The sequence below is a fragment of the Sphingomonas sp. CCH15-F11 genome, assembly GCF_001557005.1.
GTDB lineage: Bacteria > Pseudomonadota > Alphaproteobacteria > Sphingomonadales > Sphingomonadaceae > Sphingomonas.
The window spans coordinates 1-11756 of record NZ_LSKG01000028.1; the positions used below are offsets into that span (position 1 = coordinate 1).

11 protein-coding genes are annotated in these 11756 nt (G+C 66.6%); 7 read left to right on the forward strand and 4 right to left on the reverse strand.

The genetic code is table 11. The features are described from left to right. Positions 1 to 848 (forward strand): RNB domain-containing ribonuclease (locus AX709_RS02725; RefSeq protein ID WP_156454120.1); only part of this gene is annotated, 848 nt, incomplete at its 5' end. A 369-nt stretch (positions 849 to 1217) separates the two neighbouring features. Here AX709_RS02725 and AX709_RS02730 read toward each other — a convergent pair. Continuing rightward, complete coding sequence (locus AX709_RS02730) at positions 1218 to 2144, reverse strand: AraC family transcriptional regulator (RefSeq protein ID WP_066546517.1); 927 nt, start codon at positions 2142 to 2144, stop codon at positions 1218 to 1220. Positions 2145 to 2580: 436 nt separating this feature from the next. Between AX709_RS02730 and AX709_RS02735 the strand changes: the two genes are divergently transcribed. Together AX709_RS02735 and AX709_RS02740 are read left to right on the forward strand one after the other, a co-directional pair. After that, positions 2581 to 3990: an amidohydrolase gene (locus tag AX709_RS02735; protein ID WP_197417129.1), complete on the forward strand. Its 1410-nt coding sequence runs from the start codon at positions 2581 to 2583 to the stop codon at positions 3988 to 3990. A 2-nt stretch (positions 3991 to 3992) separates the two neighbouring features. Continuing rightward, positions 3993 to 5303: an amidohydrolase family protein gene (locus AX709_RS02740; protein ID WP_066546529.1), complete on the forward strand. Its 1311-nt coding sequence runs from the start codon at positions 3993 to 3995 to the stop codon at positions 5301 to 5303. An 88-nt stretch (positions 5304 to 5391) separates the two neighbouring features. Here the strand turns inward: AX709_RS02740 and rfbD are convergent, their stop codons facing one another. After that, positions 5392 to 6315, reverse strand: a complete 924-nt coding sequence (gene rfbD, locus AX709_RS02745; protein ID WP_066546518.1) for a dTDP-4-dehydrorhamnose reductase — start codon at positions 6313 to 6315, stop codon at positions 5392 to 5394. 173 nt (positions 6316 to 6488) lie between these two features. Between rfbD and rfbA the strand changes: the two genes are divergently transcribed. From rfbA to rfbB, 3 genes are all read left to right on the forward strand, one after another. Then, entirely contained in the window at positions 6489 to 7373 is an 885-nt protein-coding gene (gene rfbA / locus AX709_RS02750) for a glucose-1-phosphate thymidylyltransferase RfbA (RefSeq protein ID WP_066480583.1), read from the forward strand. Beyond that, a complete protein-coding gene (rfbC, locus tag AX709_RS02755) occupies positions 7370 to 7915 on the forward strand; it encodes a dTDP-4-dehydrorhamnose 3,5-epimerase (RefSeq protein ID WP_066480286.1) in 546 nt (181 codons plus the stop codon). The genes rfbA and rfbC overlap by 4 nt, the downstream gene beginning before the upstream one ends. Before the next feature lie 100 nt (positions 7916 to 8015). Then, complete coding sequence (rfbB, locus tag AX709_RS02760) at positions 8016 to 9083, forward strand: dTDP-glucose 4,6-dehydratase (RefSeq protein ID WP_066546523.1); 1068 nt, start codon at positions 8016 to 8018, stop codon at positions 9081 to 9083. A 30-nt stretch (positions 9084 to 9113) separates the two neighbouring features. Here rfbB and AX709_RS02765 read toward each other — a convergent pair whose 3' ends face one another. Together AX709_RS02765 and AX709_RS02770 are read right to left on the reverse strand one after the other, a co-directional pair. Beyond that, positions 9114 to 10349 carry a cell wall hydrolase gene (locus AX709_RS02765; RefSeq protein WP_066546524.1) on the reverse strand — a complete coding sequence of 412 codons (1236 nt, stop codon included), beginning with the start codon at positions 10347 to 10349 and terminating at the stop codon, positions 9114 to 9116. Then, positions 10289 to 10846, reverse strand: coding sequence for a Rap1a/Tai family immunity protein (locus tag AX709_RS02770; protein WP_156454121.1), 558 nt, complete (start codon positions 10844 to 10846; stop codon positions 10289 to 10291). Before AX709_RS02770 ends, AX709_RS02765 begins: the two co-directional genes overlap by 61 nt. 418 nt (positions 10847 to 11264) lie before the next feature. Here AX709_RS02770 and AX709_RS02775 point away from each other — a divergent pair, with 418 nt between their 5' ends. Further along, positions 11265 to 11735: a sugar transferase gene (locus AX709_RS02775; protein WP_082731591.1), complete on the forward strand. Its 471-nt coding sequence runs from the start codon at positions 11265 to 11267 to the stop codon at positions 11733 to 11735. The last annotated feature ends 21 nt before the right edge of the window (positions 11736 to 11756 follow it).

Genomic DNA, 11756 nt, shown 5'->3' on the forward strand with positions numbered 1-11756 from the left:
GGCGATCATGTAATCCTCGATCAGCTTGTGCGCGTCGAGGCGCTCGCGCGGCGCGTGAGAAGCTCGTCGCGCTCAAGGACTATCTCAAGACCTTCGACATCGAATTCGCACTCGGCCAGGTGATCCGTCCCGCGACGTTCAACCACATTCTCGGCAAGGTCGCGGAGGCGGATCATCGCGCACAGGTGATGGAGCAGGTGCTGCGCACCCAGACCCAGGCCTATTACGGCCCCGCCAATCATGGCCATTTCGGGTTGGCGCTGGGAAGCTATGCGCATTTCACTTCGCCGATCCGCCGCTATGCCGACCTGGTCGTGCATCGCGCGCTCGTCGCCGCCCATGATCTCGGGCCGGGCGGGCTGGTGCCCGAGGATGCGGAAATGGTGCGCATCGGCGAGGTCATCAGCGGGCTGGAACGCCGCGCGATGGAGGCCGAGCGCGAGACGATCGACCGCTACGTCGCGGCCTATCTGTCCGAGCATGTCGGGTCGGTGATGGAGGCGCGGATCACCGGGGTACAGAGCTTCGGCTTCTTCGCGACGATCGAGGGGGTGGGCGGCGACGGGCTGGTCCCGGCGCGCGACCTGGGCCGCGAATATTTCCGCTATGACGAAACCCGCCAGCAGCTGGTCGGTGACGAAACCGGCGCTGCTTTCGCGCTCGGCCAGCGCCTTTCGCTCCGCCTGGTCGAGGCAAATCCGGTGTCGGGTGCGCTCCGTTTCGAACTGCCCGACGGCAAGGGATCGGGATCGGATGCCGGCCGGCCCGGGCGCGGCCCGCGTGGTCCGCGCGAGCTGAAACGCCGCGGCCGGCCTGCGAACATCCGGCATCAGGGCCGCAAGCGGTAGCGCAGGATGAAACCGGACGGTCTTGACCGGCTCATCCTGAGAGGCTGCTGAGCTTGTCGATACCGGTCCGTTCGCTAAGCTTACTCCTTGCTCGGAGCGCGTGTTCTGCTCGCTGCGATTCAGGAATATTCCCGTCACCCCGGGCCCTTCGACAAGCTCAGGAGAGCCTTGACCCGGGGTCTCGCTGTTTCTTGCGCCGGATCAGGCAGCGGGACCCTGGCTCAAGGCCGGGGTGACGATGGAGAGATGGCGAGCTTTTGTAAAAGCCTTCATTCCCGGCCAGCGTCTAAAGAATGCGCGGATCGATGGGATGTCACCCGACTTTGCGCCGCACCGTTTCAGTCCGGCTGAGCCAGACCGCAAACGCGGTCAGCGCGACGATTCGCGGCGATAGAAGCTGGGCGAGATGCCGAATTCGCGCCGGAACAGCCGCGACAGCGTCTGTGGCGTCTCGTAGCCGACTGCCGTCGCAATCTCGATGACCGGCAGGTCGGTTTCCACCAGCATCTCGCAGGCTTTTTCCAGCCTCCGCCGGATCTGGTAGCGGTGCGGCGGATCGCCCACCGACTGCTTGAACGCACGCGCGAAATGAAAGGGCGACAGGCCGGCGATCGCCGCGAGTTCGTTGAGCGCGATCGTCTCGTTCAGCCGCTCATGGATATATTCGGTGGTGCGCCGGATCTGCCAGCCGGCCAGCCCGCCCTTGCGCACGATGGTGCGCGGCATGGGCTCGCCGCGCTCGTTGGCGATGCGCGCCAGCGCCAGCACGAGCACGGTGATCAGTGCATCCCAGGCGAGCCGCGAAGGCGGCTGTTCGCGGTCGAGCAGCTCGATCGCATATTCGCCGAGCTGGGCGATCAGCGGATGGGCAAAGCCGATCATGCTGTCAAAGCTCGGCACATGCTCCATGCCGTCGCGCAGGCAGATTTCGGCGATCAGCGAGCGTTCGAGCTGGATATGCAGGTTGTCGTCGGTCGCCTGGTCGCGCAGCGCCCACCATGACGGGTTGCTGGCCGGAATGATGGCAAACGCGCCGGGGCCGCGCGCGCCGCGCAACGCTTCATCGGCCACCGCGGCGTCGAGGCTGATGCTCGTGCGCCAGATCAGTAGCGCCACCATCTCATTGGCGCGTGCCTCCAGATCCTGGCTTGCCTGCTGTGCGCTGCCGTCGTCGAGCAGCACGCTGACCCCGTTGTGATGCCGGACGATCTTGGTGTTGAGCGGTTCGACGTGGCGCGCACGATCGAAAGCGGTCATGCCGATGTCGAACACGGCGGATGCGGCAGAGTTGCGCATCCTCATGCGCACCCGGCGGCGAGCGTGTCGGCGCAATCATGTCCGTCCGTCTGCATTGACCGCATCCTGCTTTCGCGATCCGACTGTCGGATCGAAACGCGAACCCATCGCCACATCCGATTTTCGGCGATGACTGTCCAAATTTTTGGACATATTCGATGTCAATTATCATTGTCGCTCGTTACGGGTCTGGCTGCAAGTGAAATCACCGGCCCGGCTGCACGGTTCTTGCGCCAGATTGGGGCTTTCGCCTCGGAGCGTGGTGGTCAGCGCGTGCGGGTGGGCCCTGCCGACGGCCGCGCGCGGCAAGTTGTCGATTTACACGAGCCGCGTTTCGATCCTACCTATCGGGGCCGTGTGGCAGCGCGCGACCGTCGCGATCCTGCCAGGCAACGGTGTTTGAAGGGGGAGGCGAAAAGCGGTGAAACGCAACATCATGCTGCTGGCGGGGGCGACCATGCTCGCCGCGTGCGCCGCGCAGGGCGGGGAAGCGAAGTCGGCATCGGCCGCGCCCAAATCGTCGAAGCCCGCACCCGGAAAAGGCAAGGGGTTCGACCACAATCCGTTTCCGTCGACCTATCGCGTCTATCCCGGCGTGCCGACCCTGATCACTAACGTGACCATCCTGGACGGCGAGGGCGCGCGGATCGACAATGGCGCGGTCCTGTTCCGCGACGGCAAGGTGGTCGCGCTGGGCCAGCAGATCGCCGCGCCGGAGGGCGCAACGGTCATCGACGGCCGGGGCAAATGGGTAACGCCGGGCATCATCGATGTGCACAGCCATCTGGGCGACTATCCGACCCCGGCGGTGCAGGCGCATTCCGACGGCAACGAGGCGACCGGTCCGGTGACGGCGGAGGTCTGGGCCGAACACAGCGTCTGGCCGCAGGACCCGGGTTTCTCCCGCGCGCTCGCCAATGGCGGGGTGACGACGCTCCAGATCCTGCCCGGATCGGCCAATCTGTTCGGCGGGCGCTCGGTCACGCTCAAGAACGTCTATGCCCGCACGATGCAGGGGATGAAGTTTCCCGGCGCGCCCTATGGCCTGAAAATGGCGTGCGGCGAGAACCCGAAGCGCGTCTATGGCGCCAAGGGCCGCATTCCCTCCACCCGCATGGGCAATGTCGCGGTCGACCGCCAGACCTGGGCCAAGGCGCAGGAATATGACCGCAAATGGGATAAATATGAGGAGGAGGGCGGCGACGCGCCCGGCCGCGACATCCAGATGGATACGCTGCGCGGGGTGCTCGACGGCGAAATCCTCGTCCACAACCACTGCTACCGCGCCGACGAGATGGCCATCGTCATGGATATGGCGAAGGAGTTCGGCTACAAGGTCCGCGCGTTCCACCACGCGGTCGAAAGCTACAAGATCGCCGACCTGCTGAAGGAAAACGACGCCTGCTCGGCGGTCTGGGCCGACTGGTGGGGCTTCAAGATGGAGTCCTACGACGCGATTGGCGAGAATCTGGCGATCCTCGACAAGGAGGGCGCGTGCGCGATGATCCATTCGGACGACGCGAACGGCATTCAGCGTCTGAACCAGGAAATCGCCAAGGTGGTGAAGTCCGCCGAACGCGCCGGCATCCCGATCAGCAAGGAGCGCGCCTGGACCTGGGTCGGCATCAACGCCGCCCGCGCGCTGGGCGTCGAGCAGATGACCGGCAGCCTGAAGCCCGGCAAGATGGCGGACATCGTGCTGTGGAACGGCGATCCGTTCAGCGTCTACACGCGCCCTGAACGGGTGTGGATCGACGGTGCGCTGATGTTCGACGCGAACAATCCGAAGATGCGGCCGGTTTCCGATTTCGAGCTGGGCCAGCCGGGCGAGGGGGATGTGAAGTGACGATGCGAACCACCCTCATGCGCTTGGCCGGCAGTGCGCTGGCCTTTGCTGCGTTCCCCGCGGCCGCACAGACGGTCGCGATCACCAACGCCAAACTGGTCGTCGGCGACGGCTCCGCCCCGATCGAAGGCGGCACCGTCGTGATCCGCGACGGCCGGGTCGTCGCGGCGGGTGCCGGTGTCGCCGCGCCGGCGGGGATGCGGGTCATCGACGCAGGTGGCCGGTGGGTATCGCCGGGCATCGTCGCGGGCTTTTCGCGGGTCGGGCTGGTCGATGTCGACGGCGTGCGCGAAACCGACGACAGCGCCGCCGCCGATTCAGTGTTCAACGCCAGTCTGGACATCGCCCCGGCGGTCAACTGGCGCGGGCAGGCGATCACGCTCAACCGCAGCGAAGGCATTACCCGCGCGGTGATCGTGCCCGACACCGGGGCGTCGATCTTTGGCGGACAGGGCGCGATGATCGATCTGGGCAACGACACCAGCCCGATCACGCGCGCCAGGCTGTTCCAGTTCATGGAATATGGCGTGGCGGGCGCGCGTACCGCGGGCGGCAGCCGCCCGGCGGCGATCGCGATGTTCCGGAACGCGTTGTTCGAGGCGCGCGACTATGCGCGCAATCCCGCGAGCTTCAACGATCGCGGCAAGGACGCGCTGCTGACCCGCGCCGACGCCGCCGCGCTCGTGCCGGTGGTGAACGGCCAGCAGAAGCTGCTGATCAAGGTCGATCGCGCGCTCGACATTCAGGTCGTGCTCGGCCTGAAGCGCGAGATGCCCGCGCTCGACATCGTGCTGGTCGGTGCGGTCGAAGGCTGGATGGTCGCGCGCGAGATCGCGGCTGCCGGCGTGCCGGTGATCGCCAACGCGCTCGCCGATCTGCCCGCCGATTTCGACCAGCTGGGCGCGACCCAGTCCAATGTCGGGCGGATGGTCGCGGCAGGGGTCACGGTCGCCATCGGCAATGTCGACGACAATGAAGCGCGCCAGGCACGGCATGTGAAGCAGTTCGCCGGCAACCTCGTCGCGCTGACCCGCGTCCCCGGTGCGACCGGGCTCGACTGGGGCCAGGCGTTCGCGACGATCAGTTCGAAGCCTGCGGAGATTATGGGCATGGGCGGCGAATTGGGCTCGCTGCGCCCGGGGCGGCGCGGCGATGTCGTGATCTGGGACGCCGATCCGCTGGAAATCGGCGCGACGCCGACCGCGGTCTTCATTGACGGGGTCGAACAGCCGCTGGGCAACCGCCAGTTGCGCCTGCGCGACCGCTATCTCGATCCCAAGGAAGGCGCGCTGCCCAAGGCGTACCAGCACTGAGCGGCTGGTTCAGAACGCGCCACGGTTCGTTCCTGTCACCCCGGCCTAGTGCCGGGGTGACGATGGAAATCGCGCGGACGGTCGAAACTCACGCCGTGGCAGGCCCAGGTGCTGCCAGCAATTCGTCGAGGATTTCGTTCAGCGCAACTTGCCACGGGCGGGGCGCGATGCCGTAGTCCCGCGTGATCCGCGCGGTCGACAACAGCGAATTGGCGGGCCGTCGCGCGGGCGTGGGATACTCCGCGCTGGAAATCGGCAGAACCTGTGCCGACGGTCCGCCGCGCGGGGCCGATTCTTTCAGCACCGCTTCGGCGACTCCATGCCATGTGGTCGGCCCCTGATTGGCGAAATGAAAGATGCCGGCCGGTGCGCCGTCATCCTGCGCCATCCGGATGGCGACAGCGGCGAGCGCGGCGGCGAGGTCGGCGGCCGCGGTCAGCGAACCGTGCTGGTCCGCGACGACGCGAAGCACGTCGCGGTCGGCGGCGAGCCGCAACATGGTCTTGACGAAATTGCGGCCGTGCGCGCTGACCACCCAGGCGGTGCGCACGATCGCATGGCGCGGTTGCGCCGTCCCGATCGCCAGCTCGCCCGCCAGCTTCGATGCGCCATAAACGCCGAGCGGCGCGACCGGATCGTCGACCTCCCATGCGCCGGCGCGATCGCCGGGAAAGACATAATCGGTCGAGACGTGAACGATCGGAATGCCCCCGGCCTCAGTTGCGGCGGCGGCGAGCGCCGCAGGGGCCATCGCGTTCACCTGCCACGCGGCGACGACATCGCTTTCGGCCTGATCGACCGCGGTATAGGCCCCCGCGTTGATGATTGCCGCCCACGGGCGCGCCCGCACCGCGGCAGCGATCGATCGCGGATCGGCCAGGTCGAGTTCGCCGCGCGGCGGGGCGACGATCCGCCACCCCGGCGGCATGGCCAAGCGTTGCAGTTCGGTGCCGACCTGCCCCGACCCGCCCGTCACCAGAATCTCGCGCGTGGCCGTCGATGCGCCGTCCATAGTCGCCCTTTCCCGTTCCGGCGGCGGCTTGGCATTCGCGGCGCGCCAGATCAACCGGCGATGTCGGCGGGGCCAGCGCGGCCGCATTGCCCTGCGCCACCCGACTGCGTAGAGGCGATGGCGACTGCGCGCGGCCCGGGCTTATCGGGCGCGATCGAACGGGAAGGATGAAGGTGCGCAAGGGGATCATACTCGCCGGGGGTTCGGGCACGCGCCTCTATCCCCTGACCCGCGGCGTCTCGAAGCAGCTGATGCCGGTCTACGACAAGCCGATGATCTATTATCCGCTGTCGACGCTGATGCTGGCGGGAATCCGCGAGGTGCTGGTCATCACCACGCCCCAGGATCAGGCGGCGTTCCGCGCCGTGCTGGGCGATGGCGCGGATCTGGGCATGGCGATCGACTATGCGGTGCAGCCCGAACCCGCGGGGCTGGCCCAGGCCTATCATATCGGCGCCGATTTCGTCGGCGACGCACCCTCCGCGCTCGTGCTGGGCGACAACATCTTTTACGGCCATGGCTTCAGCGAACTGCTGGCGCGGGCGCAGGCACGTACCGACGGGGCGACCGTGTTCGGCTATTATGTCAGCGACGCACGCGCCTATGGCGTCGTGTCCTTCGACGCCGATGGCCGAGCCGAGACGATCGAGGAAAAACCCGCGGTTCCCAAGTCGAACTATGCGGTCACTGGCCTTTATTTCTACGACGGCGACGCGGTCGCGCTGGCCCGTGACCTGAAGCCCTCGCCGCGCGGCGAGCTGGAGATCACCGACCTCAACCGGCTGTATCTCGATGCGGGCAAGCTGGCGGTCGAGATCATGGGGCGCGGCTATGCGTGGCTCGACACGGGGACGCATGCATCGTTGATCGACGCCGCGCTCTATGTGCGGATCACCGAAGAGCGCCAGGGCCTGAAAATCTGCTGTCCGGAGGAGATCGCCTGGCGCCAGGGCTTCATCGACGATGCCCAGCTCGAGCGGGTCGCCGCGCCGCTGCGCAAGAGCGGCTATGGCGAATATCTGATGGGCCTGTTGCAGGGCAAGGCCGCGCGCGCATGAAGCGGATCGACACCGAGATCGAGGGGTTGGTGATCCTCGAGCCGAAGGTGTTCGGCGACGATCGCGGCTTCTTTATGGAAAGCTGGAACGCGCGCAGCTTTGCTGAACTCGGTCTCGATCTCGACTTCGTGCAGGACAATCACAGCCGATCGGCGCGCGGCGTGCTGCGCGGCCTGCACTTTCAGAACCCCAATCCGCAGGGCAAGCTGGTTCGTGTCGTCAACGGTTGCGTGTGGGACGTGGCGGTCGATCTGCGGCGCAGCTCGCCCACCTATGGCCGCTGGGTCGGCGTCGAGCTGTCGGCGGCGAACAAGCGCATGTTCTGGGTCCCGCCGGGCTTTGCGCACGGCTTTCTCAGCCTCGCCGACGACACCGATTTCCTCTACAAATGCACCGGCTATTACGATGCCGCGCACGAGCATTCGCTCGCCTGGGACGATCCGGACATCGCGATCGACTGGCCGCTCGGCGATATCGCGCCGCAGATTTCGGCCAAGGACCGCGCCGGGCAGCGCTTTGCCGACATCGCCGCATTCGACTGAGGTCGCGCTTGCGCACCGCCGTCGAAGCGCATTGTTTCCCGGCGTCGCCGTCCGTAAAGCAGCGGTTTCGATTGCAGGACGGCAGTAAAGGATCCGAACAATGGCCAATCTGATCGTGACGGGGGGCGCCGGTTTCATCGGGGCGAACTTCGTCCACCACTGGCGGCGGGTGTCGCCGGCGGACACGATCGTGGTGCTCGATGCGCTGACTTATGCCGGCAATCCCGCGAACATCGCCGGGCTCGACGGGGTCGAGCTGGTCCGTGGCGACATCTGCGACACCGAACTGGTCGGTCGCCTGATCGCCGATCATGCCATCGACACGATCGTGCATTTTGCCGCCGAAAGCCATGTCGACCGCTCGATCACTGGCCCTGATGCGTTCGTCACCACCAATGTCGTGGGGACGCATAGCCTGCTCAAGGCGGCCAAGGCGGCGTGGCTCGACACCGGCACCGGGCGACCGCACCGCTTCCATCACGTCTCCACCGACGAGGTCTATGGCTCGCTCGGGCCCGATGACGCGGCGTTCAGCGAAACGACGCCCTATGCGCCCAACTCGCCCTATTCGGCGTCGAAGGCGGGCAGCGACCATCTGGTCCGCGCCTATCACCACACCTACGGGCTGGAGACGACGACCAGCAATTGTTCGAACAATTACGGCCCGTTCCAGTTTCCCGAAAAGCTCATTCCGCTGTTCACGCTCAATGCGCTCGCCGGCCGCGCGCTGCCGATCTATGGCGACGGGATGAACGTGCGCGACTGGCTGCACGTGGAGGATCATTGTCGCGGGATCGAGCTGATCCTGAAGCACGGCCGGATCGGCGAGACCTACAATGTCGGTGGCGGCCAGGAACTGCCCAATCTGACGGTGGTCGAGGAAATCTGTCGTGGCATCGACGCGGCGTTCGCGGCGGATCCGTCGCTCGCGCGGCGCTTTCCCGGCGCCCCCGCCGCCCAGGGTCGCGCAACCGCCGAGCTCAAGCGGTATGTCGAGGATCGCAAGGGCCATGACCGCCGCTATGCGATCGACGAAACCAAGATCAGGTCGGAACTCGGATATGCCCCCGCGCGCGACTTTGCGCAGGGCTTTGCCGAAACCCTTGCCTGGTATCTCGGCCACGAGGACTGGTGGCAGCCGCTGGTCGCTGCCCGCGTCGCCGCCTGACGATTGCGCGCTGCTCCGGGTGCGTCCGGGTCAGGGTGCCGGCGCGGTGGACTCCGCCGTACGGTCCGCGCGTTCTTCGCGTGCGGCCTCATTCATGCCGATGACGAAGCGCCTGCCCGCAGGCTTGCGCACCGCGGGTGGCCCGGGCGCGGCGGCCGCGGCAGCGCTCGTTCCAGCCGCGCCGGGGGCGGGGCCGTCCGTCGCCACCGCCGCAGCGTCGACCGGCCCGGCCGTGCGCGATGCGGCGTCGCGATAGGCCAGGATCGGCCGGTCCGCGATCGTCGCCACCGTCGGCGTTTCCGGGGTCTCAACGGGCGCGGCCGCGGACATCGCGCTGTCGGGCATGACGCCGATCATCGGTTCGCCGCCCGCATAGCGCTGGGTAAAGGCCGTCGGAGTGCCCCAAAAGCCGTTCCAGCGATAGAAGATGTGCCGACCGATGCGGATCGTCTTGGCGAGCGATGACGCCCAATAGGGCACGACATAATCGGCATGATAATGCGTCGCCAGACCGACCGGGGCGTAGACCTGGCCACGCAGCGCCGATTCGGCAACGAAGCGCGCCTGTTCCCATCGGCGCGGATCCGGCGCCCGCGCGGTCGATCCGTCACAGGTAAAGGTGAACTGGCAACCGGTCGGACGATTCGCGCCCTCATAGACGACGCCGCAGACGGTCGAGGGATAGGTTGGGTGCCGCACCCGGTTCAGCACGACCTGCGCGACCGCCTGCTGCCCGCCCAGCGGCTCGTTCCCCGCCTCGTAATAGATCGCCGCGGTCAGGCATCCGACCGACCGGTCCCAATCCGGGCTGCCCGACGCGACGACGAGCGCCGGGGCGGACGGGTTCGGGCCCTTGGCGAACGGGATGCGGGCATTCTCGTCCAACGCCTCCTCGACCGTCAGCTTGCGCAGCGCGGCGGGATCGGACGGCGGCGCCACGGGCGCGATCGGCGGCACGTCGATCACGGTACCGGGACGCTGCCTGGGCAGGGCCGACGATTCCAGCGCGCGCATGACGAAATAGACATCGGCCGCCGCGAAAATGAGCAGGGCGGCGAGCGCAACGGCCAGAATCAGGTTGCGCCGGTTCCGCCGGCGACGATGCGCCGCGATGTCGATCGCGGGCAAGGGGCGCGGCGACCGGATCGCGGCTGCGTCGCGCCCGCCATCGTGGGGGGCAAGGTCGATTCCGGGCTGCACGATCGTCATCGCGATGCCGGTGCCGGTTGCGCGACGACCGGCGGTGATGGCGTGACGGGCACGCATGGATAGGCGGTCTTCAGCGCGACGAGGATCGCCGAAGCCGCCTGGCCAGCGCGGATCTGTTCGTTTCGCGCCGCATAGGCGAGAAAGATGTTGCGCAATTCCGCCTGCGTCGTCGCGGGCGGGATGCAGAATTCACGCTGCTCCAGCCACACTTCGTACGCCCGCGCCATGTCGTGCACTGCAGCGATATAGGCAAAGCAATAGGATGCGCTGGTCTGCGCCGGCTCGCGGCATCGGTCGACCAGCTGGCCGGCGGACAGGAACCCCGAACTCTGAGGCGAATCGGACGTCTGGGCGCGCGGCAAATTTTGCGGTGCACCAGACGACGTTCCAGGCGCGGGCGGGGGCGCGGGCGCGGCTTGCGTCACGGCCGGGCTGCCGACTGCCGCAGCGCCGGTCTGTGATCCCAGGAAGGCGAGGGTGAGGAGCGCGTAAAGCATCGGGTGGTAAGTCAGCCTCGTGTCGCCATTTGGCAAGGTCGGGTCGATAGCAGGCACCTGCCGCTCAAGCCATCGGTGACGGTCGCGCGTGCCTCTACCACTTATCCGGCCGTTCTCGCTACGCTTGTACGGGGTCGCAGGCACCTTGTCCTTGGACGGGACAAGCGCGTCCGTCGGGCCGTCGCATTATCAGGCCGTTCAACCGACAAATCCGGTCTGCCGCGGTTGCGGCGCCTTCGCAATTGCGTCATTTCCTGCCCTGACTCGCACGCTAGGGAACTTCAAAAGGGGATCGACCTTCCGAACGCGTCAATTTCCGTTGCCCGGCATCTCAAGGCTCGGCCGGCACGGCTTCGGAATTATGTTGCATTGCAGCGATTGTGTTGCACGCGCAAAACCCTTAAGTAACGCTCGATTAACTTGAATGACTCAACGCGACCGTGAGCCAGGCGCGCCATAAAGAAAGGGAGCTTTCATGGACGTAGCGATTTCGGCCACCCAATCAGCCAATCGAGCGTCTGGAAAGTCGACCGGTTCCGAATCGGCCGCAGGTCTTACCTCTGCCCTCGTCCGGGCGGCGGACGTCACGCTGGCGATGGCGGCCTTGATCTTCCTGGCACCGTTGCTGCTCCTGGTCATGCTGGCGATCTACCTGTCCGATCGCGGGCCGGTGATTTTCGCGCATCGTCGGCTTGGCCGCGATGGCCGCGAGTTCGGCTGTCTCAAGTTTCGCAGCATGGTGACCGACTCGCAGGAGCGTCTCCGCCACATTCTGGAAACCGATCCGGTCGCCCGTGAAGAGTGGATGCGCGACTGCAAGCTGCGCAACGACCCGCGGATCACCAAGGTCGGGAGCTTCATCCGCAAGACGAGCATCGACGAACTGCCCCAGCTCTGGAACGTGATCCGTGGCTGTCCCCCGTCAGCACCAATGGCACAGATTTGAGGTTGTGATTTAAGGAGGGTT

Bases quoted from the DNA above. Each gene is read 5' to 3' on its own strand.
- rfbC (WP_066480286.1), top strand. From the start codon at position 7,370: ATGAAGCGGATCGACACCGAGATCGAGGGGTTGGTGATCCTCGAGCCG.
- AX709_RS02730 (WP_066546517.1), bottom strand. From the start codon at position 2,144: ATGCGCAACTCTGCCGCATCCGCCGTGTTCGACATCGGCATGACCGCT.
- AX709_RS02735 (WP_197417129.1), top strand. From the start codon at position 2,581: ATGCTGCTGGCGGGGGCGACCATGCTCGCCGCGTGCGCCGCGCAGGGC.
- rfbD (WP_066546518.1), bottom strand. From the start codon at position 6,315: ATGGACGGCGCATCGACGGCCACGCGCGAGATTCTGGTGACGGGCGGG.
- AX709_RS02765 (WP_066546524.1), bottom strand. From the start codon at position 10,349: ATGCGTGCCCGTCACGCCATCACCGCCGGTCGTCGCGCAACCGGCACC.
- AX709_RS02775 (WP_082731591.1), top strand. From the start codon at position 11,265: ATGGACGTAGCGATTTCGGCCACCCAATCAGCCAATCGAGCGTCTGGA.
- rfbB (WP_066546523.1), top strand. From the start codon at position 8,016: ATGGCCAATCTGATCGTGACGGGGGGCGCCGGTTTCATCGGGGCGAAC.
- AX709_RS02740 (WP_066546529.1), top strand. From the start codon at position 3,993: ATGCGAACCACCCTCATGCGCTTGGCCGGCAGTGCGCTGGCCTTTGCT.